This window comes from Polaromonas sp. P4_H1 (assembly GCF_056400945.1).
On sequence record NZ_JBFUKG010000013.1, the window covers coordinates 75,122 to 101,179 of the forward strand.

A 26,058-nucleotide genomic window follows, 5' to 3' on the forward strand; every position below is an offset into this window, starting at 1 on the left:
GGGTGCATCATGGAGCTGCCGGTACTGCCGGTGCCGGCAGGATGGGGTAGGTGTGGTTCAGCGCCTGCAGGTACTTGACCAGGTCCAGGGCCTCCGGCCGGGCCACCACGACCTTGCCAAAGGGCGCGTAGACGGGCGGCAGCGTCACTACCTGGTCGCCTTCCTCGGCCGCATCCTTGACCAGAAACATGTAGGGATACGACGGCATGATGGAGTCGGGCACATAGGCGCGCGGCTGGTACAGGTGGCCCAGATGCCAGTCCTTGCTGGGCTGGCGCGCGCCGATGTTGAAGAGGTCCGGCCCGGTGCGCATGCTGCCCAGCAGGTGCGGCTTGTCATACACATAATCGGCCGGCACCGAGGGGCGGCCCCAGCCGCGCGTGTGGTCGGGCGCCAGATTGCGGTCGCGCGGCTGCTGGCTGTGGCAATACACGCAGCCGTTGGCGATGTACACCTCTCGGCCGCGCAGCTGCTGGTCGGTATAGGGCTTGAGGCCCGCCGGTGGCTTGACGTCGCGTACCTGGATATACGGCATCACGACCAGCGCCGCGGTGGCAACGGCCAGTGCGACCATTGCGCCAGCGGCCAGTTTGACTTCATTTTCCATGCGCGGCCTCCCGGGGTTGCATGAACAGTGCCGCACCGGTCCGGTCAGGGCCGAAACGCAGCGCCATCGCCAGGAAGTGGCCCACAAACACCAGATGTCCCAGGCTCATCACCAGCCCGCCGACGCTTCTGGACTTGAGCCAGGGCAGGGTCACGGCGACCGATTCCCCGAAAGGCCGGGCCGCGTCAAGCATGGCCGTGCCCTGAAGCCAGCCGCCGATCGTCAGGCCAACGAAGTAGATGCTGATGCCCAAGGCGGCCAGCCAGAAGTGCAGCGTGATCAGCCAGGGGTAGGGCCACTCCCACTCCAGCACGCGCGGCATCATGAAGTAAATTGCCCCAAAAAACACCATCGTCACGAAGGCGTACATGCCCAGGTGCGCGTGTGCCACCGTGAAGTGGGTAAAGTGCGTCACCGCGTTGATGCTGCGCAGCGCCTCGAACGAGCCCTGCACGGAAGAGGCCAGGTACATCAGCCCGCCAAACATCATGAAGCGCAGCGTCGGCGAGTAACGCGCCAGGTGCATTTGCCCTTTGAGCGTGCCTTTCATGTTGATGGTGAAAGCCAGTACCGGGATGATCATCATCACGCTTTGCACAATCGACAGCGTGGTCAGCCAGCCGGGCACCGGCCCGCCGATCAAATGGTGGCCGCCCACTTGTCCGTAAAAGAAGGCCAGTGTCCAGAAGCCCAGCAGCGACAGGTTGTAGGACACCACGGGCCGGCCAATGATTTTGGGCAGGAAGTAATAAATGGCCCCCACGGCCACCGGCGTAAACCACAAGCCCAATGCGTTGTGGCCATACCACCAGTTGGTGGTCGCCTGCTGCACGCCGGTGTGCACGCCGGGGAGGTTGGCAACGCCAAACAGCACGGCAATCCACAGCAGGGCCGCCGTGAAGTACCAGACGCTCACATACAGATGCTCGATCCGGCGGTTGACGAGCGTGTAGAGCGCAGGCAGGATCACCAAGGCAAAGCCGACGAAGATGAAGATGTCGATCTGCCACGGAATTTCAAGAAACTCCATGCCGTCAGACCAGCCCACCGCAATCGCGCCAATGCCGGCGGCAATGCCGGTGTTGATCAAAGAGCCGCCCATCATGGCCCAGATGCCGCCATGCAGTCGCGTGCGCAGCATGCGTGGCAGCAGCCACAGAATCACCGCCAGTGCGGCATTGGACGACCAGCCATAGATCACCGCGTTGAGGTGAACCGTGCGAATGCGTCCGAAGGTCAGCCAGGCCTGCTGCACCAGCCAGTCGGGCTCATGCAGCTTGTAGGAGGCGATCAATCCGGCGACCGAGCCCACCAGCAACCACAGGCAGGCAAACGCGATGAACATGAACACGGGGAATGCGCTGGAGCGATCGGCCTCGACGCGGTCGCTGACTTCGCCCTCGGCGGCCGTCGCGAATTCCGCAGCCGGCGGCGCGGCGGCCTGCATGGCGCCGTGCGCCCTGTCGTCGAGGGAGGGGTCGTCGATGCGGCCGATCTCGCCGCGCGCAAAAATCACCGAGGCCGCGCCCGGGTTTTCCACCAGCAGGCCTTTGCGCAGCGACCAGATGAAGGCAAACAAGCCAATGACGGACAACAGGAAAGCGCCCAGCAGGCTCAAAATTGCACTGTCCATCATGGCCTCCGTGTGGTCAGAGGAGGGCGGTTCATCAGGGTTTTGTTAGGCATCGTTTCCTCCTGATCTTTGTGAGGGCGGGCCGTAAAAAGTCTGGCATGCCCGGGGCCTGTCGACCATCGTGCGCCACGCGTCCTCAGTGCCCGTAAAACATGCCCCTGGCCAGCGGCACGATAGCTACCATATGACCGAACACGCTGAAATGCAAGCGCTGCGAACGCGCACCGCACAGCAAGCCGCGCGGCGCGACCGCATGGCGGTGATGAAATGCCCAGGCAGGCTGGGCGCCCGCACTATCCTGATCGTCGCGCCAGGCCGTATCAAGCCGTATCAGCCATGTCCCGGCTGTAGGCCCGGCTCGCATCCACCAGCATCCGGGTGTAAGGGTGTTGCGCCGCGTTGTTGCACAGTGCCTCGGTTGTCAGCGTTTCCACGATGCGGCCCTGCTGCATCACGGCCACCTCGTCGCACAGGTGGGCCACCACACCCAGGTCGTGCGTCACCAGCAGGTAGGTCAGTCCTTCGCGTTCGCGCAGGTCGGCCAGCAGGTTGAGAATTTCAGCCTGCACCGATACATCCAGCGCCGAGGTGGGCTCGTCGAGCAGCAGTACGCGTGGCTCCAGAATCAGGGCGCGCGCAATGGCGACGCGCTGGCGCTGCCCGCCCGACAGCTGGTGGGGATAGCGAAAACGAAAACTGCTGTTGAGCCCCACCTTCCCCAGTATCGCCTCGACGCGTTCGCGTTCCTCCGCCATGCCGCGTGTCAGGCCGTGAATCCGCAAAGGCTCGGCCAGCACGGTGTGAATGGTGTGCCGTGGGTGCAGTGAGCCGTAGGGGTCCTGAAACACCATCTGCACTTCGCGGCAGCGTGCGCGGTCAAGCTTGTGATCCAGCCTGCGGCCCGCAATCTGCAGGCTGCCGCTCCAATGCCTGTACTGGCCGGCCAGGCAGCGCAAAACCGTGGTTTTCCCGGAGCCGGATTCACCCACCAGTCCAAATGCCTGGCCCGCCTTCACCTGCAGGTGCACGTCGCTCAGGACCTTCACCGCGCCCGCTGCGAAAGCAAGGGTGAGTGCGTTGATGTTGATCATGGTCATGCGTTTGCTCCGGAAGTGAGCCAGGCCGGGTCACGCTGCAGCACGGGCAGGCGCGGGCGGCGCTGCTCCAGTCTGGGCAGGGCGCTGAGCAGGCCGCGGGTATAGGGGTGTTCGGCGTGGTCCAGGTCGGCGGCGGCAATGGACTCCACCACGCGTCCGGCATACATCACCAGCACCCGGTCGCAAAAATGGCGCACCAGGTTCAGGTCATGGCTGATGAACACCAGCCCTAACCCGCGCTGGCCGACCAGGTCGTCCAGCACGGCCAGCACCTGCAGCCGTACCGACACGTCCAGTGCCGAGGTGGGTTCGTCGGCAATCAGGATCTCGGGCTCGGTGATCAGCATCATCGCAATCATGATGCGCTGGCCCATGCCGCCCGACACTTCATGCGGGTAAAGATTGAACACGCGTTGCGGTTCGCGGATGCGCACGGCCTCCAGCATGGCCAGGGTGCGTTCACAGGCTTCGGCGCGCGGCACCTTGTTGTGCGCCAGGTAGGCTTCGGCGATCTGCTGGCCGACGCGCACCACCGGGTTCAGCGAGTACTTCGGGTCTTGCATGATCATGGACATGCGCTTGCCGCGGATGGACTGCATGGTCTTGGGGCTGGCGCCCAGCAGGTCGATGCCGTCGAAGGCCAGCTTGCGCGCTTCGATCTGTGCGCTGCGCGGGTGCAGCTTGAGCAGGGCCCGGCCGACCGTGGACTTGCCCGAGCCCGATTCACCCACGATGGCCAGCTTTTCGCGCGACATGGTGAAGGACACGCCACGCACCGCGTGCATGGGGCCGTCGGGCGTGGCGAAGCGGATGTGCAGATCTTCGACCTGCAGCTGGTGCATCAGGGATGCGGAGGGAGAGGCGTTGTGCATGGCGGGTGTCCTCATTCGTTGCGGGGGTCGAGCACATCGCGCAAGCCATCGCCCAACAGGTTGAAGGCCAGGCTCACCAGCATGATGGCGGCACCCGGCATGGCGACGAGCCACCAGCACTCCATCATGTAGCGCCTGCCGGATGAAATCATCGCGCCCCATTCGGGAAGCGGCGGCTGCGCGCCCAGGCCCAGAAAGCCCAGGCCGGCGGCGGTCAGGATCACGCTGGCCATGTTCATGGTCAGGCGCACCACCACGGACGACAGCAGCATAGGCGCGATGTAGCGCACCAGAATGCGGGTGGAAGATGCGCCCTGCAACTGGGCCGCCACTACAAAATCGGCATGGCGCAGGGACAGGGTTTCGGCCCGTGCCAGCCGTGCAATCGGTGGCCATGCAGTCAGCGCAATCGCAATGACCGCGTGGTCCAGCCCCGGCCCCAGGGCCGCCACAAAGGCCAGCGCCAGGACCAGGCTGGGGAAGGAGATGAAGATGTCGGTGATGCGCATGAAGAGGTTGTCGACCCAGCCGCCAAAGTAGCCCGACATGCTGCCCACCGCCAGACCCACCGGACCGACGATCACCGTCACCAGGGCAATGATGTAGAGCGAGATGCGCGAGCCATGCACCAGGCGGCTGAACACGTCGCGGCCGTATTCATCGGTGCCAAACCAGTGGGCGGCGGAAGGGGCTTTGAGCGACTGGGCCAGATTCTGGTCGAGCGGACTGTGCGGGGCGATCCAGGGCGCGAGCAAGGCCACGAGCAGCAGCATCAGCACCACCAGCAGGCCGGCTACCGTCATGGGGTTGTGCAGCAGCCGCAGCAGGCCCTGGCGCAGGCTGTGGTGCAGCGCCTGGGCGGTGGATTGCGGGGTGTCGCTGAACATGGGGGTCAGGGTATGGGAAGTCATCCGCGTGTTCTCGGGTCAAAGACGTGGTACAGGGCATCAGAGAGCAGGTTCAGCGTGACGAAGATGATTCCCACCACCAGCACGCAGCCCATGACGGCGTTCATGTCACCCAGCAGCAGGCTGCTGGTCAGGTATTGGCCAAAGCCTGGCCAGGCAAAGACGGTTTCGATCAATACCGCGCCTTCCAGCAGGCCGCCGTAAGCCAGGGCCACAATCGTCAGCAGCTGGACCAGGATGTTGCGGAAGGCGTGGTGCCAGACCACGCTGCGCTCAGGCAGGCCCTTGACGCGGGCCGTAGTGATGTATTCCTGCGACAGCTGGGCCAGCATGAAGCTGCGTGTCATGCGGCTGATGTAGGCCATCGAGTGCAGGCCCAGAATGCAGGCCGGCAGCGTGACGTGCTTGATGGCGCTGCGAAACACTTCCCATTCGCCGGCCAGCGCCGCGTCGATCAGCAGCAGGCCGCTGCGCGGGGCCACCAGCCCGTCAAACGCCAGGTCGACCCGGCCTGCACCACCGGCCCAGCCCAGCCAGGCGTAAAACACCAGCAAGCCCATCATGCCGAACCAGAACACCGGGGTGGAATAGCCAAACAGGCTGATGACCCGCACCACATGGTCGGCCAGGCGGCCCCGCTGGGTGGCGGCATACACGCCCAGCGGAATACCCAGGCCGGTCCCCAGCAGGATGGCGGCGGTGGCCAGTTCCACCGTGGCGGGCAGCACGCGGGCCAGGTCTTCGGTGACCGTGTGCCCGGTCAGCAAGGCGTTGCCCAGGTTGCCTTGCAGCAGGTCGCGCAGGTAGTAGGCAAACTGCACCGGCAGCGGCCGGTCCAGACCCAGTTGCAAAAACACCTGGTCGTAGGTGGAGCGGTCGGCGTCGGGCCCGACGATGGACAGCACCGGGTCCAGCGGCATCACGCGGCCGATCACAAAGGTCAGCAGCAGCAGGCCCAGCAGGGTCAGCAGCACGCTCAGCAGGCGCTGGCCCAGGGCCCACAGAGCGGGGGTGGTCAAGGGTGAGGACAAGGGAAGTTCTCCATGCAGAGGTAAAACGGTGGCGCTTCGGAATCAGCGTTGCTTGAAGACATCGCGCAGCCGGGTGGTGGCTGATGGATGGCCCTGGTAGTTGCGCACGTCCTTGCGCAGCACCACGGTGTCCACCATTTGCGACACCGGCTGGATGGCGCCTACCTGGGTGTCGTACAGTTTTTGGGCCTCCTGGTAGGTCGCCGTCTGTTTGGTCTCGTCAAGCTGCACCTCGGCTTTTTCGATCAACTGGTTCAATTCCGGGTTGAAGAAAGAAGTGCGCCAGCCCTGGAAGTTGGTGAGCTTGGCGGCATCGCTGTTGTCGGGGTTGTAGGCCAGGGCGCGCAGGCTGGAGTGCGGATGTGGCTCGACCCCACCGCCGCCGCGCCCCACCAGGATTTCGAAATTGCGCTCACGCATGGCACCGTATACCTGGTTGCCGGTGCCCGAGAGCACGCTGGCCTCGATACCGGCTTTGGCCAGGGTGGCCTGCAGGCTGGTGGCGATGTTAATAAAGGGCGGGTCCGCCAGCACGCGAATGGTGGTCTTGAATCCGTTCGGATAGCCCGCTTCTGCCAGCAGCTTTTTCGCGGTGGCCACATCCAGCTTGTAGCCCGGGCTGGGCAGCGTCGCGGCCAGGCCCATCTGCACCGGGCGCTGGTGCGCCACGCCGTAGTTGGGCATCACGGTGGCATTGATGCCGTCGTAGTCAATCAGGTTGCGGATTGCCAGGCGCACGCGTTTGTCGGCAAATTTCGGGTCTTTCATGCTGACGGCCACGTAATACAGTGTGCCGCGCCGCACCGGTTGTACCACCACATCGGCGTTTTTCTTCATGGCCTCGACGTCGGGCACCGACATGCCCGAAGCCACGTCCAGGTCGCCCCGATCCACCATCAGGCGCAGCGACTGCGACTCGGTCATATGCCGCATGATGACGCGCTTGAGCTTGGCCGGGCCGCGCCAATAGCCATCAAAGCGGTTCATCAGCAAGGTGTCTTTGGCGCGCCATTCGGCCAGCGCGAAGGCGCCGGAGCCGGCCGCATGGGTGGTCAGCCAGGCGGCCCCCAGGTCACCGTTTTTATCGTTCTCCAGAACCTTCTTGCGGTCCAGCACCACGGCGCTGACCGAGGTGGCCAGGGTGTAGAGCACCATCTTCGGGTCGGTCGCCTCGGGCAGGTCGATCACGAGCGTCTGGGCATCGGTGGCGCGGATGGCCTTGTCCACATTCTGGGCTGAAAAGCCATAACTTTTCCAGGGCGAAGCCATTGCCAGATTGAGTTTGAGCACCCGCTGCAGCGACCAGGCGGCGTCCTCCGCCGTCAGCACATTGCCCGACTGGAACTTGACCCCCTTGCGCAGCACCAGGCTGATGCTGCGCCCGTCGGGCGATACCTTCCAGCTCTCGGCCAGGCCCGGCAACATCTTGCTGGTGTTCTGCGGGTCCAGCTCAATCAGGTAGTCGTACAGGTTGGCGGCTATTTCCACCACATCGTTGCCCGTGGCGGCTGCCGGGTCGAGTGACAGCAGGTTGTTCATGCTGAACCCGATCACCAGCTGGTCGTCCGGGGTTTTGGCCTGGGCCGCTGCGCCCAGCGCGCACAGTGCCAGGGCTAATGCGCACTTGCGCAGCAGCTTCGAATGTTTCATGGGGTGTCTCCTCAAGGTGGATCGGCAAAGGCTGCGGCGTAATCGCCTTAATAAGCCTTAATAGTTCAGGCGGGTATGGGCTTCGATGTAGGCGAAATTGATATCTTCGCCCAGGCCCGGCAGCTGAGACAGGTGCACGTCGCCGTTGGCATCCATCGGGTCGGCCAGCTTGTTCAGGTAGGCGGGTACCTCGTCATAGTCCAGAAAGGGATGTAGCAGCCCGCGTTCATACCAGCGGCAGTTTTTGATGGCGGCGCATACGGCCAGGTTGGCGGCTCCGTTGCCGTGTACCTCGCAGTTCATGCCAAAAGCCTCGGCCAGGTGCGCCACTTTCAGCGTAGGCGAAATACCGCCAACGCCCGGTACCCCGGCGCGCAGGATGTCGCAGGCCCCGGCCATGACCCAGTCGGCCCGGCTGTGGTGCTTGCCTGACAGGCTTTCCGGCCCGACGATAGGGATGTCGAGCTGGGAAGCCAGCCAGGCATAGGACGCCATGCTCTGCTCGTTCATCATTTCCTCGAACCAGGTGAAGTTGAGTTTCTCCAGCGCGCGGCCAATCGTCAAGGCATCGGTGCGGCTGTAGTTGTGGTAGCCGTCCAGCATCAGCGGAATGTGGGGGCCAACGGCCTCGCGCACGGCAGCGCAGGCCTTGATGTCCATGCCGGGGTCGGGCGCAAAGGATACCGGCGGCATCCAGGTGTGCAGCTTGATGGCCTTGTAGCCGCGTGCCACCAGTTTTTCGGCAAAGCGGGCGTATTCGTCGGGCGTGGACAGTCCGCCTTTCAATTCGTCGCCGCACATGGTGCTGCCGTAGGCGGGCACCTTGTCGCGGTAGCCGCCGATCAGCCGGTACACCGGCTGCCCCAATGCGCGACCGGCCAGATCCCACAGCGCCTGGTCGACGGCAGCCAGCGCACGGTCGGTCAATTGCCCGGCGCTACCGCGCTGCCAGTGCTCCAGCGACTGCCACAGCTGTTCGCGTTGAAACGGGTTCTGTCCCACCACCACCTTGCGTACAAAGGCTTCCAGCACATGGGGACGAATGACTTCGGGCGGCGCAAAGGCATAACCACAATGGCCTTCATCGGTGGTGATGGTGAGCAGGGCCATCTTGCCCAAGCCCTCGGGACCGGGGTGGGAGTGACCGGCACTGTCTGCCGAGCGGTGGGTGGGATAGGTGAATTCGGTGCCGCGCACATTTTCAATTTTCATGGATGTCTTTCTAAATCATCAGTCGTCAGACTTCATTGAATTTTAGATAACACGTCAGACGAGTTGTGTTGGTGTAAACCCTAAATTTAGGCGGATTTTTGTGGGGGTCGTGATTTGACATCAGTCGTCAGGTGGGATGCCAAGCCACTGTATAGTGGATGGCTAGCCATCACTCTCAGGACGCCATGAGCACCCCATTACAAGAGCATCCCGCACGGGCCAAGAGCCAGCCGCAGCGTGTGGTGGATGGCGTTTTTGAGCGCATCCATGGCGGGGCATTGAAGCCTGGTGACCGTGTTCCGCCCGAGCCCGTGCTGATGCGTGAATTCGGGGTGAGTCGGACCGTGGTGCGCGAGGCGATGTCCCGGCTCCAGGCCAGCGGTCTGGTCGAGACGCGGCAGGGTGTGGGTACCTTTGTGCTGGTGTCGCCGACGGTCGAGCCGCTTCTGTCGATCGGTTCGCGCAACGTGCAGGTGCGCCAGAAACTGGCCATGCTCGAACTGCGTATCAGCCTGGAGTCCGAGGCCGCCAGCCTGGCTGCGGTGCGCCGCCGCGACGAGCACCTGGTTGCGATGCGGGCGGCTCTGGATGCGTTCGACGCCCAGCGCCGCGCGGGTGCCAGCACCACCGAATACGACTTCCAGTTCCATGCGCAAATCGCTGCTGCCACGGGCAACGAGTACTTCGAGGAGGTGCTGCGCAGTTTGGGCAACGCGACGATTCCGCGCCACTTGCATGATGCGCAGCAGGAGGCGACTGAGCCGGGCGTCGGCAAACCCGTGCCCGCAGCGCGTTTTGGTGAAGCGCAGCCCATGCTGGAGAGTGGCAAGGCAATCACGCAGCGCGAGCATGAGGCTATCTATGACGCCATTCACCGTGGAGACGCGGCTGCAGCACGCGCCGCGATGTTCATGCACCTGAGCAACAGTCGCGAGCGCCTGCGTAGCACCGTCGCGGCGGACTGAAGGTATTCGCCGGATCGGTTGCATCGACTGTTTTGGTTTTGTTGTGTCTTGGCGCCAGGCTGCCTGCGCGTGACGCGCCACGCGGCGAAAACAGTCGGCGAGTCGCGCTGAAATCATCAGTCAAGGGTTTTTACGGATGTTTTGCGGTCGGTGAATTTGTACCATCTGATCAGTCGTCTGACGACTGACGTTAAATTCATCAAAAATCCCGCTTAACTCTCCAAGGATCCGTTTCATGAAGCAACCCTTACTCGCCGCGCTTATTCTCGGCACTTTCGCCAGTGCGGCCACGGCCCAATCCAGCGTGACCTTGTACGGCATCGTCGACGCTTGGGTGGGCCAAACCAGAAACAAGGTCGGGGCCGCCCCGGCAGGGACCACTGGCGCGATTGAAAGCGGTGGCGCCCAAGCCAGTCGCTGGGGCTTGCGGGGCTCGGAAGATCTTGGTGGTGGCCTTCGCGCCAACTTTGTGCTTGAACAAGCCATCAGCATTGACACTGGCACGATCACCAAGGTGTCGGGTTCCGACATTGGCTTTAACCGCACAGCCTACGTCGGCCTGACGGGCGCGTTCGGCGAGCTGCGTTTGGGCCGCATGCTGGGTGCTTTCGACGCATTGCGTGGCTCCACCAACCATCTCTATGATTCTTCGGGCTTTGCCTCAACCGGGCAGGTCTGGGGTGCCGGGACCACCGCGGCAAACGGCCTGGCCGCCGTCACCGGCAGCGACTACCTGGCCCGCGGAAACAACACCCTGTATTACGCCACGCCGATGCTGGGTGCGTTCAGTGGCTCGGTCAGCCTGAGTGCTGACGAAGGCGCGGCCACGGCCACCAGTGGGCCGCGCACGATGGGTGCACATGTCAAGTACGAAGCGGGCCCTGCCCGCATCGGTTACGCCTACCAGACCGAAAGGTACACAACCGGCAGCAACAAGTTCCATCTGATCGCCGGCAACTATGACTTTGGCCCTGTCAGGTTTGTCGGCGCCCTGCAGCGGCAAACCGACGAACGGATCGCCGGGCATCAAAAATCGAACGAGTGGGAGGTCGGCCTGGACGCGCCCTTCGGCGCTGCGACCGTTGCGGTAGGCTACGCCAGCGCAGTGACCAAAAACGCCGCTGACCGCAAAGTCGTGGATGCCCATGGGCTGAGCCTGATGGGCACCTATGACTTGTCAAAGCGCACACGTTTGTACACCGCGTACCGCAAGCTCAAGGCTGAACGCGCAGATGGCAGCACCACGCTGGACTCTGCACGGCTAGGTGCGGGAATAACGCACCGCTTTTAGGCCCCTGATTTGATTTAATAGTATCCAGGGTGGCGCTGCTGGCCTCAGGCAACGTCACCCATCAATCGGACCAGCGGCTGGCGGTTCAGCCAGGCCTGCAGGCATTCCGTGACCCCGGTTGCAAATCGCTGGTACACCGGCTCCGTGACAAAACCGAGATGGGGCGTGAGCAGCACATTGGGCAGCCGGCGCAGCGCATCGTCCATCGGCAGCGGTTCCACATCAAACACATCCAGCGCGGCAAAGCCGGGCTGCCCCTGCTCAAGCGCCTGGACCAGCGCCGCGGCATCCACCAGCGCCGAGCGCGAGGTGTTGACGAGCAGGCTGCCAGGCTGCATCAGTTTCAGCCGCTGTGCATTCAGCAGGTGGTGCGTCGCCGGCGTTGGCACGAGGTGCAGGCTGACGACTTTGGCACTGCTCAGCAGTTCTTCCAGCGTGACCGCGCTGGCGCCGTGCTGCGCGGCGCGCTCGGGCGTCATGCGCGGGCTCCAGGTGATGACCTTCATGCCCAGCGCCTGGCCGACCTTGGCCACGCGCCCGCCGATTTCTCCCAGGCCGATCAGGCCCAGCGTCTGGCCATGCAGCACGCCCGCCAGGGGCTCGGGCTTGTCCGCGCGCCACTGGCCGCGGCGCAGCAGGGCGGTTTGTTGTTCGAGCTGGCGCGTGGCGGCCAGGATCAGCGACCAGGTCATCTCGCAGGTGCTGTCTTTGGACGGGCCCCATTCGGTGTGGCTGACGGGAATGTCGCGCGCTGCCAGCGCGGCCAGGTCGAGGGTGGTGTTGCGTGTGCCGGTAAACACCAGGTAGCGCAATTTGGGCAGCCTGGCCACCAGCGTGGCGTCAAACGGCGTGCGGTCCCGTACGAGCACCACGGCGTCGGCATCTTTCAGTGCGTTAATCAGGGCCTCGCCGCGCAGCGGCAGGTGGTGCACCATCACATCGGCTTGCGCATCAATCTTGCGCCAGTCGCCAAGCCGGCGCAGTGCCTGCTCGGCATCGCCGACGATGACGATTTTTGGCCTGGCGTGTGCCGGTGCGGTCATCGGCTTTCCGGCGTGGCGAGTGCAATGACGGCGGCCACGCTGGCCTGGGTGCCCAGAGTCCAGCAGGCGTTGATCAGTTCGCTGGTCCGGCCTGCGCCCAGGATCGGGTCAGACAGGTCCTGGAATTTCGCTTCCAGCAGAACGTCCGTCATCGGATTTTGCAGCGAGCCAATCGCGTGCTCGACAAACACATGCACGCGGCGGCCATCCTTGAGTACCGCCGTCACGTCGGCGCTGGCCTCATCAATGGAGTCGTCGACCGTGGCAACCACCTTGCGGCGCAGCGCCACCATGTCGGCGCGGTTGACGATCTCGTCGGAGAACTCCTCTTCAGCCGCGCGGCCAAAAGTCAGCCCGGCGGCACAGCCGTGGTAGACGCTGAACTTGGCCTGCAGGCCGTCGGCGGGTTCTTTTTTGCCGGTGAGTTCCAGCACCAGCGAGTGCACCTTGAGCTCGATACGCTCGATCTGCTCGGCGGTGACGCCTTCTTTGGAAAATCTTTCGCGCAATTGGGCGCAGGCATCAATGCTGGGGTGAATCACGATGCCGCAGGCAAAGGGCTTGTAGCTGTTGAACGAAATCTCGAAACGTTGGCCCAGCTCATGGGTGATCTCGTTCCAGTCGTTCTTGGTCGAGACGGTCTGCATCATGCCGCGCGGCGCCTCAAGGGCCTTGGGGCTGGCAGTGAAGCCCTGGCTGGCCAGCAAGGCAGACATCAGTCCGGCGCGTGCGGCGCCGCCGGGGTGAAAGGGCTTGGTCATGGTGCCAAACTGTTCGCGCATGCCGACGGGCTGCGAGGCCGCAATACCCAGCGCCATCGCGGTCTTCTGCACATCCAGCTTGAGCAGGCGCGCGCAGGCCGCCGCGGCGCCCAGCGTGCCGGTGGAGCCGGTGATGTGCCAGCCGCGGTCGTAATGCTCGGGGTACATGGCGTTGCCGACGCGGCAGGACACGTCTATGCCCAGCACCAGCGCGTCGATCACCTCGCGGCCCGAGCTGCCCGTGTGCTCGGCCAGCGCCAGCACGGCAGAGGCTACCGGGCCGGCGGGGTGGATGATGGTTTTGAGGTGGGTGTCGTCGAAGTCAAAGGTGTGCGAGGTGATGCCGTTGAGCAGCGCTGCGCTGCCCATGTCGACCTTTTCGGTCCGGCCCAGCACGCTCGCCTGCGCGGCGGGCTGCAGCAGCCTCACGGCGGCCAGTGCCGCATCGGCGGCTTCATGGTGGGCCGCACCCACGGCGCAGCCCAGCCAGTTCATGAAGGTGCGGTGCGCTTCGTGGTCCACCGCATCGCTCCATCCGCGTGACGGATGGGTGGCAACGAACTGCGCGAGGATTTGCGTGACGGGAGGAGCGTTGTGGTCGGCGGCGACCTGGGTATTGCGGGCCATAAATCTCTTGGTGCAGGTGTTCCTGCAAATGTTGTTGATGCCGGATGCGGCGGTATGTGGCGGGTCGGCCTGCGCCGCAAAGGAGCGGCACAGACGCACGGAAGGGGCAAGGCGTTAGCTGTCCAGCTGGATGTTCCTCTCCTTGGCGAGCCTGGTCCAGCGGGCAATGTCGATTTGCATGAAAGAGCCGAAAAACTCGGGCGTCATCTGCACCAGCTCAATGGCTTCGGTGGAGAGTTTTACCTTCATCTCGGGTTGTGCCAGCACCTGCGCCAGCGATGTGCTCAGGGTTTTCACGATGGCTTCGGGCATCTTCGCCGGGCCAACCACGCCGTACCACTGGATGGCATCGAAGCCCTTGAAACCCGACTCTTCCAGGGTGGGGACGTCCTTGAGCAAGGGGTGGCGCTTTCTTCCGGTCACGGCAAGCGCCCTCATGCGTTCGCCCTTCAGGTAAGGCAGCGCGGCGGCGAGCCCCGGGAACATGACCTGGGTTTGCCCGCCGATCAGGTCGGTGATGGCCGGTGCGATGCCGCGGTAGGGGATGTGCACCATGAAGGAATTGCTGGCCTGTTTGAAGAGCTCGGCCGTCAGGTGCGTCAGCGAGCCGGGTCCTGCCGAGCCATAGCTCACCTTGCCGGGGTTCTTCTTCAGGTACTCGATGAGTTCCTTGACGTTTTTAACCGGCAGGCTGTTGTTCACCACCAGCACATTGGGGGTGGCGCCAATCATGCCGATGGGCGTGAAGTCCTTGATCGGGTCGTAAGGCAGCTTGCGCGTGGCGGGGCTGGTGCCGTGGGTCGCGACATAACCCTGCATGAGTGTGTAGCCGTCGGGCACGGAGCGTGCCGTGGTCTGGCAGGCAATGACGCCGCCGCCGCCGCCCTGGTTGTCAACGATGAAACTCTGGTTGAGCACCTTGCCCCAGCGCTCGGTGACGGTGCGGCCAACCAGGTCGCTGCCGCCGCCGGCCGCCACCGGAACGATGTAGCGGATGGGTTTGGACGGGTAGGCCGTCTGGGCCAGTGCCAGGCTGGGGGCGTAGATCAGGGCAGGGGCGGCCTGCAATAGGGTGCGTCGTTTCATGGGGGGGCGTCTCCGGGTGGCGATTAAAAATCAGGGGGCTATTTGGTTTTTATTTGGCTAGTTGGTTGGATGGCTTTGGGCGGCTCAGCGTCAACCAGGCGTATGTAGGCATCGCCCACGTGGCGCGCCATCAGCGCCTCGCAGCGCGCGGCATCGGCGTCGCGCAGGGCCTGCACGATCTCGACGTGTTCGGCAATCGAAGCCTGCACGCCCACGTTCTGTGACAGATTTTTCAGGCGCGACAGATGCAGCTTCTGCACGATGCCGCGGTAAGTCTCGGACAGCTGCCGATTGCCGGAAGCTTCCACAATGGCCCAATGAAAACGGAGGTTTTCGGCGTAGTAGCGCTGCACGTCGTGCTGCCCGGCGGCCTCCCGCATGGTGTCGACCGAAGCCGTCAGCAGCGCCAGCAGGTTCTCGCGTTTTTCGGTGGCCAGGCCGGCGGCGCAGCGCCCGGCAAAGCCATCCAGCAGTCCGCGCATCTGGTACAGGTCACGAATTTCAGCCGCATCGAGCTGGCGAACAAAGACGCCCGAGTGTTTGCGCGACACGACCAGCCCCGAGCTTTCCAGCTCGCGCAAGGCCTCGCGCACCGGCACCCGCGATACCTGCAGCCGGCTGGCCACATCGGGCTCATTGATGCGCTGGCCCGGTGCGAGCACACCCTTGAGAATCAGCGCCAGCATGTCGTCGCGCACCAGCTTCGCCAGCGAGGTGTCGCGGACGTCATTGAAGCGGTCGGCAGAAGATTCGGTGAACCAGGGAAGCATGGTGGCAATTAGTTGGATTCATTATATCGTATACGAAAATCAGCCAAGTCAGGAGTTTCCGGCAAATCGTTCTCCTCCGGCTGTTTCATTCGCTGCCTGAAAGCGAGGCAGGGACGGGGAGGGAGATAAGGAGGAGTGGGACAGTCGCCGTGCGGGACTCGGCTTCTGGTGGCATGGCAGCGAGGTGCCGAACGCCGTGAGGACCAGATGCGCAGCCCTTGCCAGGTAATGCCGCGAAAAAACGCCTCGACCCTCCTCAACCCTGAATCTGGGCAGGGGTGGGATGGCGTTGGTGGTGGGCCCTTAAAGCCCTAAAAACCGTAAAGAAGGCCCCGACGCTGCACTCAGGGCAGGCGTCTGTCACCGCGAATTTCACGCGCCTCGACGTCCACTACATCGTCTGCGGGCCTCGCAGCACCGTCGCGGGCAGCACCGCCGGGCCACATGCCCTGCGGAGAAAACCGCTGAAAGCGGCCAAACACCATGGCGGGCGAGGGTTTGCGACCCGTGACCAGCGATTTGAGCAGGCTCAGGGCCACAACGATCAAGGCTGCCAGCAATAGGCTGACGGCGAAGATGGCTGCAAACAGGCCCAGGGCCAGTTTCAGGAAAAAACGCAAAATTTGGCTGACTAGACTGGGCACGCGAAATCCTTTAAACCCGCAAACAGAAAGCATGAGGTGAAGGCGAAGCTGCCGTTTTCAAGTCATGCGCGCAGCGCGGGAGGGGGTAGCACGGTGGGACTGAAACACGGCCCTCACCAGTGTATGCCCAGCTTGCCGAACAGCTTGCTCAGCACAAACAGCGGGCCAACCCAGAGATATTGAATATCCTCGAAAAAAGAGGGTTTTTTCCCTTCTATTTTATGGCCGATAAATTGCAGAACCCAAGCCCCTACGAAGATGGCGATGGAAATCTGCAACACCTGCGTCCCCATGGCCAACACCAGCGCAAGGGTTGCCAGCGACCACAGCACCATGGTAAGGAGAAACACCACCGAAAGCCGCGCGTAATACACCATGCTTGCGGCAATGAAGGCATAAGCCACATAGGGATGCAGCGCAAACAGCATGCCGACGAGGCTCAGCATGATCAAGGGAATGGCGATGAAGTGGATCACCTCGTTGCGCGGATTCTGGTGGCTCTCGCCATAGTGGGCGAGCAACTGGTCTACCCGGCGCGGCTGGGTAGCTGCAGATTCAGCAGGGTTGGTGGTGCTTGTCATGAAGGCGCTCCGGTTGGCAGGTGTTTTCAGACTTTAAACCACGCACCCGTTTGTGCAAGTCGCTGAAGGCACACCGGGCTCAGGTGTTTTTCTCCCGGTGAAGGCAAGCCCGCCCAGTCGCCCGTGCCGCCCGTGAAGTGCTGGGTTGAGCTCATGAAAGCTCATGACGAATGCCATTCAATTTTTGACTTCTTGACGCTGGACAAGCAATGGTTCCCAATCCAGTCGAGCACTACCGCTATTGGACTTATGTAGCCGAGCATCCGTCTCTGCCCGAGTGATCGCAACAACGCTGGAAGTGGGTGCGGGAAACGGGCCACGCAGCCATGCCCGGCCCAGGTGGCTGCCCATTGGCAATGGCGCGCACTACATCCCGTAGGCGGCGATGGACGCTCCGGGCAAGTCGGAGTCGTGCGCGGTGCTGTGTTGATTCACCACCGTGTGATCGAGCCGTTCAAGGAGCAACAGCGTTGCGGCATATATTTTGGTCTCAGCACTGGTCGGGGCAGCTACGGTTGTGCCAACGTCGGTCACGCCTGAACTGCAGGAGGCAACGAACAGTCCGCCGAGAATCACGGCGCCGATCAAGCCGCCAGTTCTCAGCGCGATGGAAGCGATAAGCCGGCGCTGCCGTTCGCCGTCTCCGGCATGGGGTTTCTTCGTCATATGCAGCTCCTGGTAAGAAGTGTCATGGTGAAGCCGTTCGCACCTCGTGAATGCGGTATTGGCATTGCCGCCGCGATGCGCACAGTGCATCCTGGTCAGGTTGAGAGCTTAGGCAATCACCGGAGCCGCCGCGTCATCGGAAGCGATGATGCAGCTACTGCTGTCGCCGGGTGCCGTCCAGGGCTGCCGCTAGCAGCGACTGTGCAGCGCCGACGTCCGCCTTGAGTCTGTCAATCTGACCCTGCACGCGCGATGCGTTGGCACTTAGAGCGGCCTTGTCGCCCTCGTTGCCCGTGGCCTGCATGTCGTCGTTGAGCTTTTTGACACGGGCGGTCAACGCTTCGATTTGCAGACGCCTGCCGTCAATGGTGGTCGCTGCCGCCTTCTCGTTGGCCGCTGCGCTGGACAATGCACCGAACGCCGCGCCGCCCAGCAAGAGCGCCGCGACGAGCGGGCTAGCTGTCAAATACACGCCCAGCACCTTCACCGACGCCACGTTACCGGCGTAGTTGCCACCGATTGTCATGGCCGTGGCAGCAGCCGGGATTGATTTGGTTGTCATATGCAGCTCCTAGGGCGAAGTGTTGCGGTAAAGCCGTTCGCACCTCGTGAATGCGGCATTGGCATTGCCGCGATGCGCACAAGGCGTCCTGGTCAGGTTGTGAGCGTAGGCAATCACCTGAGCCGCCGCGTCATCGGAAGCGATGATTCGGCTGCTTCGGCTGCCGCTATTGCGAGCGGAAATATGACCATGGCGCTGGCGACCTTTTTCTGTTACGGTCAATGCAGCATCAAAAGAAAAGGTGCAGGTTTCTCACGGGCCCGACGGCGCCCGAAAGCCTGCTCTGCACGCAAGCGCGGGCAGCATCCTCACGAAAGGTTCATGGCATGGCTCCTCGACATCCTCGACACAGGAAGGTTTCTCCGTGATCGGCCTGGAGGGGGTTTCCGCTCAGGAGCTATCCGACCTGATAGGTGCAATCTATGACTGTGCGCTCGATCCGCAGCGCTGGCCGGCCACTTGCCGAAAGGTTGCAGATCTCTGCGAAAGCACAGCGGGCGGAATATGCGTTCATGATCTGCGGCATGTGCAAAATGACCAGCTGTTCGTATTCGGATATCAGCCAGAATTCCTGGGCAAGTTGGGAAGTCACTACGCGGAAAGTCCCATGGCCGTTGCGGATGTCGTCTCGAATATCGGCGACGTCAGCGCCCTCTCCATGGAGCGTTACCAGTTGCTCGAAAGCCGGTTCTTTCGAGAGGTGCTAAAGCCGTTTGGACTACTGGACATGATCTGGTTTCCCGCGTTGCGGACCGGAGGGCGCATGGCTTCCATGCATGCCTCCCGGAGCGAGACGGCCCCGCATTTCCAGCAGCGTGATGTCAGTCTGTTCAAGCTTCTTTCTCCGCATGTATGCCGTGCACTCGCCATCTCCGATGTGCTCGATATCAGGGCGCTCAGGTCGGAGATGCTGGAAAAGACGCTGGATGGACTTGTTGCCGGTGTTTTCCTCACGGCGCGCGATGGTCATGTCGTTTATATGAACCAGGCTGCCGAACGCCAGATCAAAACCGGCAATTCGATTCGTCTCGTCAACAATCGGATTTCTCCCACCGATTCTGCGGCTCGCGCTGCACTGTCGAAGGCGATTGAAGAGGCGGCGCGCGACGACGCCGAAATGGGTATGAGCAAACATTCCGTGGCGATTCCAGACAGAGTCGGCGGCGGCTACGTTGCGACCCTTCTGCCGATTGAGAGCGGCCAGCGCCGCGGCATTCTTGCACCGTTTGCGGCATCGGTCGCAGTGTTCACGCAGGATCCCGTTCAGGCGCCACTCATGCCGGGTGAGGCCTTCGCCAGGCTGCACGGGCTCACTGGCGGCGAACTGCGCGTGCTGCTGGCGCTTTCCCAGGGGCTGGGCGGCATGGAGGTGGCCGACATACTCGGCATCGGCGAGTCGACTATTCGCACCCACCTGAAGCACATGTTCTCCAAGACAGGCACGTCCAGGCAGGCCGACCTCCTGCGCCTGCTGCATAACTCGGCGCCGCCGATTCGTACCCTGTCAACGACTGCCCATTGAGTCCAGGGAGTCTGGCCTCAACGGGCTGCACAGTCGACCTGCGGCCCGGCTCAAGGCGTCTACTTGGCCCACCTTTATTGCGTGCTACGCAAAAACAGATACCACGCACCGCGACCCACAACGGGATATGCAGACCCACGTAAAGCAGGTCGCGCAGTGACCGGGCGAGAGGACCGCACCTTGTGCCCGCTGCCGGCGCCGCGAGATGGCTGACCCATGCTGCCATTGCACAGACCGGCAGGAGAGCGTAAAAAAGGGGTCTTTTCGACTCGCACCTGAAATGGCGTCGCTGTCACAAAACGGTGGTGTCAAACGTCTGGGTAGCTATGAACGACGCCACCGACACATTCAACCGCCTCCGCCCTCGCTTGCAGGGTATTGCCTACCGCATGCTGGGCTCCTCGGCCGAGGCCGAAGAAGTCGTCCAGGATGCGTGGCTGCGATGGCACGAGGCCGACCAGGATCGTCTGGACAACACGGAGGCCTGGCTCGTTTCCATCACCACGCGACTGGCCATCGACAGACTGCGCACAGCCAAGGTCCAGCGCGAGCACTATGTCGGCACATGGCTGCCGGAGCCCCTGCTCTCCGATTCCCCCGTCTCGCCGGAGCAGGTGCTGGAGCGAGCCGACGACGTCTCGGTGGCCTTCCTCGCACTGCTGGAGCGCCTTGCTCCCGAGGCCCGTGCGGCCTATTTGCTGCGCGAAGTGTTCGATGCCGACTATGGTGAAGTGGCCGAGGCCCTGGGCAAGACCGAGCCCGCCTGCAGGCAGCTTGTTCACCGCGCCAAGGTGCAGCTACAGGACCAGCGGCCGCGGTACACCGTCCCTCGAGAGACCCAGCTGCGGCTGCTGCGGGGGTTCGCTGATGCCGCCGTGCGCGGCGAGTTCGCCGCGCTCAAAACCATGCTCGCCGACGACGCGCAGCTGATCGGCGATGGCGGCGGCAAGGTGCCCAGCTTTGGGGTGCCGCTGGTGGGCGGGCAGCGCATCGCACAGCTGTATCTCGCCACCAGCCTTCGCTACCCCGGCCTGGTCCGATTCGAAGTGGCTGTGCTCAACGGTCAATGGGGCTTGCTGCGCTTCATCGATGGCGCCCTGGAGTCGGCGCAGACGCTCGAAACGGATGGGGAGCGCATCGTGCGCATTCACGCGCAGCGCAACCCGGACAAGCTCGCCCGCATCGCCCAGGCATTGGGCCGCGATCTCAATGTCACAAGTCAGCCCTCTCAAACGTCTTGAGCATGTGTATCCCAACCATGACTCAAAGGTAAAACCATGAACGAGCCCCGCCTCCACTGGACCGACATCTCTCCCAAGGCCTACCAGGCCATGGCCGGCGTCAGCGCCACCACCGCCAAGTCTTCGCTCGGCCCCGTCCTGATGGAACTCGTGCAGACGCGCGTGTCCCAGCTCAATGGCTGCGCCTTCTGCCTGGACATGCATGCGCGCGATCTGCGCAAGCATGGCGAGACCTGGCAGCGCATCAATAGCCTGTCGACCTGGCGTGAAACCGGCCTGTACAGCCAGCGAGAGCGCGCCGCGCTGAACTGGGCCGAGACCACGACCCGGCTGGTCGAGTACCACGGCAGCCGGGATGCCGACTTCGACGCACTGAAGAGCCAGTTCAGTGACCAGGAGATCGTCGAGCTCTGCTGGACGATCGCACAGATCAACACCTGGAATCGCATGGCCATCGGCATGCAGGTTCCGGTGCTTGAAAAGCCCATCCAATGAGCGCCCACCCTCTGAACGGAAGGACAAACCCATCGACCCGGAGCGATGCTTTGTTCTTCGCTCGCTGAACGACATCCAGTATGCAAGGAACGATGGCTTTCTTCAGCGATGGGCACAGCAGATTTCACCCCGCGCTGTCACAAGCCGTCATCGTCAAACGTCTTGTGTTGTATGGATGGTTGCAGGGCGCCGCCGTCTTTAATTTCCCCCACGTAATGAAGGACTTGACATGAAAGTTGTGATCATCGGAGGCAGTGGCCTCATCGGCAAGAAACTTGCGGCCTTGCTTCAGCAGGCCGGGCATGAAGTGGTGGCGGCATCGCCGTCGTCGGGCGTCAACGCGGTGACGGGAGAAGGACTCTCCCAGGCGCTGGCCGGTGCGGAGGTCGTGGTTGACGTGTCCAACTCGCCGTCGTTCGAAGACGAGGCGGTGATGAATTTCTTCAAGTCGTCGACCCGGAACCTGCTCGCCACCGAACTCGCCGCGGGCGTGCGCCATCATGTGGCGCTGTCGGTTGTGGGATCCGAGCGCGTGCCCGAAAGCGGCTACTTCCGTGCCAAGGTGGCCCAGGAGTCAATCATCAAGGGCTCCACGGTGCCGTACACGATTGTCCGGGCCACCCAATTCTTCGAGTTCCTGGAATCCATTGCCTATGTGAGCACCCAGGACCAGACGGTGCGTGCGTCGTCGGCCCGGTTGCAGCCGATAGCGGCTGATGATGTCGCTGCCGCGCTGGCGAAGGTTGCCACCGAGGCACCGCTGAACGACACCTGTGAAATCGCAGGGCCCCAGTCATTCCGTCTCGACGAGCTGCTGCGACGCACCTTGCAAGCCAGCCAGGACCCGCGAGAAGTCGTCAGGGATGACGACGCGCTGTATTTTGGAACGCGCCTCGATGACAAGTCCTTGACGCCCGGCGCCCATGCGCGGATCGGCACGACCTCGCTGGAAAGCTGGCTGGCAAACAACGCGGCCGCGAAATAGATCGGAGATCGGATTTTCTCGACGAGAAAGCCAGGTTCGCACATGGTGATTCCTGGACCCATCCGAACCTTCTCTGGGTAGGGCATGCCGTGAGCGATGATGGTCGATTCCAGCGCCACGAGCGGTCGGCCGGCGGCCTGTGCAGCCGCCACAGGCGCGCTGCGGATCGGCCAGGAACGGGCATCGTGTTCGTGCAGCGCCGCGACCGGGGGCTTCTCCCAGGCAGGTATCTTCGCGTTCGAACGGCGAGACCGCATCGGCGACGTAGCAATGGCTAGCGCGTGGGACGCGTGCCCATGGCCGTGAGCACACCCAAGGCGATGAAGGATGTACCCGCGAGCCGGTTGCCCCAGACGGCGTGCCGGGCCGCCCGGTGCAGGCGCGGTGCGACGAGGCTTGCGGTCAGCACGTAGATGAGGTCGGTGCAGCCGGCGATACCGATGAAGACCCCACCGAGCGCCAGGGTCTGCATCAGCGGGCTGGCGTGCGCGTCCATGAACTGCGGCAGAAAGGCGGCAAAAAACAAGGTGGTTTTCGGGTTCAATAGCGCCACCATGAAGCCGTCGCGAAAGACACGCCGCAGGGGCTGCACCGGTGCCTGCAACGCCGCATTTGCGATGGCCGGCATCGCCCGCCACATCCGAATGCCGAGGTACACGAGGTAGGCGGCACCGGCCCATTTCACCACGGTGAAGGCGACCGATGAAACAGCGAACAAAGCAGCCAGCCCGAGCGCGGCGCCCACGGCGTTGGAGAGGTTGCCCAGTGCCACGCCCAGCACGGAAGCGAGACCGCAGGAGCGCCCCTGTGCCAGAGTGCGGGCCACGATATAGACGACGGCGGGGCCGGGCGTGAGAGCCAGCACCAGGCTGGCGCCCACGAAAGCCAGGAGCAACGGGGTGTCAGGAAGCATAGGAACTCCAGATTCTTGGAGCAACAAGTGTCGCCGCGCCATCGCTGCTTGTAAAGAATCCTCTGGCCGGGTCACAAGGTCGGACATGCGCGGCAAGAGTGGCTGCTACGGGCCCGTCGGGCCAGCCACTGGTGGTCTGTAAATGGCCGGTTTGATCCGTTTGATCAGCTTGATCCGTTTGATTTTTTAGCTGTCGCTGGCCATGAAATGCCTTTAACTCAGCAGCGCCTGTGCAAACTCCCTGGCGCTGAAGGTTTCCAGGTCTTCCAGCTTTTCACCCACGCCAATAAAGTAAACCGGCACCGGGCGCAGGTCGGGGTGGACCCCCTGGCGCTCCCGGGCCCACAGTGCGATGGCGGCCAGTACACCGCCCTTGGCCGTGCCGTCCAGCTTGGTCACGACCAGGCCGGTGAGCTGCAACGCTTCGTCAAAGGCCTTGACCTGGCTCAAGGCGTTCTGGCCCGTGTTGCCGTCAATCACCAGTAGCACTTCATGCGGCGCGGTGGTGTCAGCTTTTTGCACCACACGCTTGATCTTGCGTAGCTCTTCCATCAGGTGCAGCTGTGTCGGCAGGCGGCCCGCCGTGTCGACTAGCACCACATCCTTGCCGCGCGCCTTGCCGGCGCTCACGGCGTCAAAGCTCACAGCCGCCGGGTCGCCGCCTGCCTGGCTGATGATTTCTACCGTGTTGCGGTCGGCCCAGATGCTGAGCTGCTCGCGCGCCGCCGCACGAAAGGTGTCGGCAGCCGCCAGCAGCACCGAGGCACCTTCAGCGGCCAGGTGACGCGTGAGCTTGCCGATCGAGGTGGTTTTGCCTGCGCCATTGACGCCTGTGACCATGATCACCGTGGGCTGGTATTTCCCGATCACCAGGGCTTGTTCCAGCGGCTTGAGCAGTTGCGCCAGTGCGTCGACCAGCGCGTTTTTAACCGCGACAGGGTGTGTCATGCCGCCATCCTTGACCCGGCGCTTGACTTCGGCGAGCAGGTATTCCGTGGCCTTCACGCCGGCATCGGCCATCAGCAGGGCGGTTTCAAGGTCCTCGTACAGCTCGTCGTCAATGCGGCTGCCGGTAAAAACGGTGGAAATGCTGGAGCCGGTTTTACGCAGGCCCGCCTGAAGCTTGCTGAGCCAGCGCTGGCGCTCCGGCGCCACGGCATCGGGCACAGGAATGGCAATCGGCGTGACCAGCGCGCTGCCAATCAGCCCGCCCGTGCTGCCGGGCTGGTTGAGCGGGGCCGTGGGCAGCGCGGGGGCGGGATCGGCTGGGGTCGCGGTAGCCGCAGGGGATGCCTGGGGCGCAGGCGGTGCGGGGGGAGGGGATTTTTTCTTGAAAAAACTGAACATTGGGTATGCTTGTGAGTCGCACCATTCTATGAAACCCCCCGGGCCAGCCCTTTTGAAGCTTTCAGTACCCCTCCCCCAGCGCATTGTTTCCCTGATTTCCGCGTCTTTCCTGCCCGTTGTACTGGCCGCCTGCGTCAGCACGGCAGCCTGTGCGCAGACGCAAGCCCCGGCTGTGGAGCAATTCACGCTGGCCAACGGCCTGACGGTCATTGTCAAGCCGGACCACCGCGCGCCTACCGTTGCGCACATGCTCTGGGTGCGCGTCGGGTCCATGGACGAAGTGGATGGCACCTCGGGCGTCGCTCATGCGGTGGAGCACATGATGTTCAAGGGCACGGCCACGGTGAAGCCCGGCGAATTTTCCAGGCGGGTGGCGGCGCTGGGCGGGCGTGACAATGCGTTCACCAGCCGCGACGGCACCGGCTACCACCAGCAGATTCCCGCGGAGAAACTTGAAGATGTGATGCGGCTGGAAGCCGACCGTTTTGCCGGCAACCAGTGGCCGGACGACGAGTTCACGCGCGAGATCGAGGTGATCAAGGAGGAACGCCGCCTGCGCACCGAGGAGTCGCCGCGCGCGATGCTGCTGGAGCAGGCGACGGCCATCACCTTCATGGCTTCCCCTTATCGCCGCCCCATCGTGGGGTGGATGAGCGATCTGGACGCCATGACCCCGGCCGATGTGCGTGATTTTTACCGGCGCTGGTATGTGCCGGCCAATGCGGCCGTCGTGGTGGCCGGTGATGTGGAGGTGGCCCAGGTCCGTCGGCTGGCCGAAAAATACTACGGCGGCATTCCGGCGCGCCCGGTGCCCGTGCGCAAACCGCGCGGTGAGCCCGAGCAGGCCGGCATGCGGCGCCTGGACTTCAAGGCCCCCGCGAGCCAGGCCTATGTCAACCTGGTCTTCAAGGTGCCCAAGCTCGAGGCGGCGGATCTGGCGGACCCGGCCGGCGCCGCATTGCCTGCACCGGCGCCCCCGCCTGCGGCCGGCCGGGATGCGCTGGCCCTGACCGTGCTGGCCGCGATTCTGGACGGTTACAGTGGTGCGCGCCTGGATCGGGCGCTCGTGCAGGGCGAAGGGCGCGTGGCCGACAGTGCGGGCGCATCCAATGGCCTGCTGGGCCGCGGGCCGCAGCTGTTCACCCTCGATGGCGTCCCTGCAGAAGGCAAAACCACCGCGCAGGTGGCGGACGCCTTGCGCCAGCAGGTGGCCCTCATTGCGCGCGACGGTGTCAGCGAGGCAGAACTGCAGCGCGTCAAGACCCAGTGGGTTGCCAGCGAAACCTACAAGCTCGACTCGGTGTTCAGCCAGGCGCGCGAGCTCGGCTCCAACTGGATGCAGGGCTTTCCGCTGGATGCCGCAACGCGCCTGATCGCCAGGCTGCGTACCGTCAGCCGTGGTGAAGTGCAGGCCGTGGCAGCCAAATATTTCGGCGACGAGCAACTGACCAGCGCCGTCCTGCTGCCGCAGCCCGTGGACCCGAACTCCCGGCGCCGGCAGCCGCGCGGCCCGGCTGCCGGCACCCGGCATTGAGTCTGGCCACGAACC

General features: G+C 63.4%; 25 protein-coding genes and 1 pseudogene. 7 read left to right on the top strand and 19 right to left on the bottom strand.

The window, feature by feature from the left end; all coding sequences use genetic code 11:
• Positions 1-7: 7 nt before the first annotated feature.
• The 8 genes from AC1DS5_RS17260 to AC1DS5_RS17295 all read right to left on the bottom strand — a co-directional run bounded on the left by AC1DS5_RS17260 (position 8) and on the right by AC1DS5_RS17295 (position 9,010).
• Complete coding sequence (locus tag AC1DS5_RS17260) at positions 8-607, bottom strand: cbb3-type cytochrome c oxidase subunit II (RefSeq protein ID WP_477719478.1); 600 nt, start codon at positions 605-607, stop codon at positions 8-10.
• On the bottom strand, positions 597-2,240 hold the full coding sequence (locus tag AC1DS5_RS17265; RefSeq protein WP_477719479.1) for a cbb3-type cytochrome c oxidase subunit I: 1,644 nt from the start codon (positions 2,238-2,240) through the stop codon (positions 597-599). The genes AC1DS5_RS17260 and AC1DS5_RS17265 overlap by 11 nt, the downstream gene beginning before the upstream one ends.
• Before the next feature lie 320 nt (positions 2,241-2,560).
• On the bottom strand, positions 2,561-3,331 hold the full coding sequence (locus AC1DS5_RS17270; RefSeq protein WP_477719546.1) for an ABC transporter ATP-binding protein: 771 nt from the start codon (positions 3,329-3,331) through the stop codon (positions 2,561-2,563).
• 2 nt (positions 3,332-3,333) lie between these two features.
• Positions 3,334-4,209 (bottom strand): ABC transporter ATP-binding protein, encoded by an 876-nt coding sequence (locus AC1DS5_RS17275; RefSeq protein ID WP_477719480.1) that lies wholly within the window; start codon positions 4,207-4,209, stop codon positions 3,334-3,336.
• An 11-nt stretch (positions 4,210-4,220) separates the two neighbouring features.
• Positions 4,221-5,120, bottom strand: a complete 900-nt coding sequence (locus tag AC1DS5_RS17280) for an ABC transporter permease (protein ID WP_477719481.1) — start codon at positions 5,118-5,120, stop codon at positions 4,221-4,223.
• Entirely contained in the window at positions 5,117-6,148 is a 1,032-nt protein-coding gene (locus AC1DS5_RS17285) for an ABC transporter permease (RefSeq protein ID WP_477719482.1), read from the bottom strand. Before AC1DS5_RS17285 ends, AC1DS5_RS17280 begins: the two co-directional genes overlap by 4 nt.
• Positions 6,149-6,190: 42 nt before the next feature.
• Positions 6,191-7,798 carry an ABC transporter substrate-binding protein gene (locus AC1DS5_RS17290; protein WP_477719483.1) on the bottom strand — a complete coding sequence of 536 codons (1,608 nt, stop codon included), beginning with the start codon at positions 7,796-7,798 and terminating at the stop codon, positions 6,191-6,193.
• 57 nt (positions 7,799-7,855) lie between these two features.
• Positions 7,856-9,010 (bottom strand): mandelate racemase family protein, encoded by a 1,155-nt coding sequence (locus tag AC1DS5_RS17295; RefSeq protein WP_477719484.1) that lies wholly within the window; start codon positions 9,008-9,010, stop codon positions 7,856-7,858.
• A 185-nt stretch (positions 9,011-9,195) separates the two neighbouring features.
• Between AC1DS5_RS17295 and AC1DS5_RS17300 the strand changes: the two genes are divergently transcribed.
• Both AC1DS5_RS17300 and AC1DS5_RS17305 read left to right on the top strand, forming a co-directional pair.
• Positions 9,196-9,975 (top strand): FadR/GntR family transcriptional regulator, encoded by a 780-nt coding sequence (locus AC1DS5_RS17300; protein ID WP_477719485.1) that lies wholly within the window; start codon positions 9,196-9,198, stop codon positions 9,973-9,975.
• Positions 9,976-10,210: 235 nt separating this feature from the next.
• Positions 10,211-11,266, top strand: a complete 1,056-nt coding sequence (locus AC1DS5_RS17305; protein WP_477719486.1) for a porin — start codon at positions 10,211-10,213, stop codon at positions 11,264-11,266.
• 44 nt (positions 11,267-11,310) lie between these two features.
• Here the strand turns inward: AC1DS5_RS17305 and AC1DS5_RS17310 are convergent, their stop codons facing one another.
• The 8 genes from AC1DS5_RS17310 to AC1DS5_RS17345 all read right to left on the bottom strand — a co-directional run bounded on the left by AC1DS5_RS17310 (position 11,311) and on the right by AC1DS5_RS17345 (position 18,006).
• Entirely contained in the window at positions 11,311-12,309 is a 999-nt protein-coding gene (locus tag AC1DS5_RS17310) for a D-2-hydroxyacid dehydrogenase family protein (protein WP_477719487.1), read from the bottom strand.
• Complete coding sequence (locus AC1DS5_RS17315) at positions 12,306-13,697, bottom strand: MmgE/PrpD family protein (protein WP_477719488.1); 1,392 nt, start codon at positions 13,695-13,697, stop codon at positions 12,306-12,308. The genes AC1DS5_RS17310 and AC1DS5_RS17315 overlap by 4 nt, the downstream gene beginning before the upstream one ends.
• Before the next feature lie 114 nt (positions 13,698-13,811).
• Positions 13,812-14,783 carry a Bug family tripartite tricarboxylate transporter substrate binding protein gene (locus AC1DS5_RS17320; protein WP_477719489.1) on the bottom strand — a complete coding sequence of 324 codons (972 nt, stop codon included), beginning with the start codon at positions 14,781-14,783 and terminating at the stop codon, positions 13,812-13,814.
• A gap of 38 nt (positions 14,784-14,821) precedes the next feature.
• Positions 14,822-15,553, bottom strand: a complete 732-nt coding sequence (locus AC1DS5_RS17325) for a GntR family transcriptional regulator (RefSeq protein ID WP_477719490.1) — start codon at positions 15,551-15,553, stop codon at positions 14,822-14,824.
• A gap of 344 nt (positions 15,554-15,897) precedes the next feature.
• Positions 15,898-16,197, bottom strand: coding sequence for a hypothetical protein (locus AC1DS5_RS17330; RefSeq protein WP_477719491.1), 300 nt, complete (start codon positions 16,195-16,197; stop codon positions 15,898-15,900).
• 113 nt (positions 16,198-16,310) lie between these two features.
• Positions 16,311-16,778 (bottom strand): Mpo1 family 2-hydroxy fatty acid dioxygenase, encoded by a 468-nt coding sequence (locus AC1DS5_RS17335; RefSeq protein ID WP_477719492.1) that lies wholly within the window; start codon positions 16,776-16,778, stop codon positions 16,311-16,313.
• Between the two features lie 366 nt (positions 16,779-17,144).
• Positions 17,145-17,444 carry a hypothetical protein gene (locus AC1DS5_RS17340; protein ID WP_477719493.1) on the bottom strand — a complete coding sequence of 100 codons (300 nt, stop codon included), beginning with the start codon at positions 17,442-17,444 and terminating at the stop codon, positions 17,145-17,147.
• A 154-nt stretch (positions 17,445-17,598) separates the two neighbouring features.
• Positions 17,599-18,006, bottom strand: a complete 408-nt coding sequence (locus AC1DS5_RS17345; RefSeq protein WP_477719494.1) for a hypothetical protein — start codon at positions 18,004-18,006, stop codon at positions 17,599-17,601.
• 364 nt (positions 18,007-18,370) lie between these two features.
• Here AC1DS5_RS17345 and AC1DS5_RS17350 point away from each other — a divergent pair, with 364 nt between their 5' ends.
• The 4 genes from AC1DS5_RS17350 (at position 18,371) to AC1DS5_RS17365 (ending at position 22,249) form a co-directional block, all read left to right on the top strand.
• Positions 18,371-19,528 carry a helix-turn-helix transcriptional regulator gene (locus tag AC1DS5_RS17350; RefSeq protein WP_477719495.1) on the top strand — a complete coding sequence of 386 codons (1,158 nt, stop codon included), beginning with the start codon at positions 18,371-18,373 and terminating at the stop codon, positions 19,526-19,528.
• Positions 19,529-19,854: 326 nt separating this feature from the next.
• Positions 19,855-20,769, top strand: coding sequence for an RNA polymerase sigma-70 factor (locus AC1DS5_RS17355; RefSeq protein WP_477719547.1), 915 nt, complete (start codon positions 19,855-19,857; stop codon positions 20,767-20,769).
• Positions 20,770-20,805: 36 nt separating this feature from the next.
• Entirely contained in the window at positions 20,806-21,264 is a 459-nt protein-coding gene (locus AC1DS5_RS17360) for a carboxymuconolactone decarboxylase family protein (protein WP_477719496.1), read from the top strand.
• 229 nt (positions 21,265-21,493) lie between these two features.
• Positions 21,494-22,249 carry an SDR family oxidoreductase gene (locus AC1DS5_RS17365; protein WP_477719497.1) on the top strand — a complete coding sequence of 252 codons (756 nt, stop codon included), beginning with the start codon at positions 21,494-21,496 and terminating at the stop codon, positions 22,247-22,249.
• Positions 22,250-22,311: 62 nt separating this feature from the next.
• On the opposite strand, the pseudogene AC1DS5_RS17370 reads toward AC1DS5_RS17365, so the two are convergent.
• From AC1DS5_RS17370 to ftsY, 3 genes and pseudogenes are all read right to left on the bottom strand, one after another.
• Positions 22,312-22,446 (bottom strand): annotated as a pseudogene (locus AC1DS5_RS17370) (pseudouridine-5'-phosphate glycosidase); the annotation flags it as partial.
• A gap of 77 nt (positions 22,447-22,523) precedes the next feature.
• Entirely contained in the window at positions 22,524-23,162 is a 639-nt protein-coding gene (locus AC1DS5_RS17375; RefSeq protein ID WP_477719498.1) for a LysE family translocator, read from the bottom strand.
• 213 nt (positions 23,163-23,375) lie between these two features.
• Positions 23,376-24,509 (bottom strand): signal recognition particle-docking protein FtsY, encoded by a 1,134-nt coding sequence (gene ftsY, locus AC1DS5_RS17380; RefSeq protein WP_477719499.1) that lies wholly within the window; start codon positions 24,507-24,509, stop codon positions 23,376-23,378.
• 28 nt (positions 24,510-24,537) lie between these two features.
• Between ftsY and AC1DS5_RS17385 the strand changes: the two genes are divergently transcribed.
• Positions 24,538-26,043: a M16 family metallopeptidase gene (locus AC1DS5_RS17385; RefSeq protein ID WP_477719500.1), complete on the top strand. Its 1,506-nt coding sequence runs from the start codon at positions 24,538-24,540 to the stop codon at positions 26,041-26,043.
• Positions 26,044-26,058: the final 15 nt, after the last annotated feature.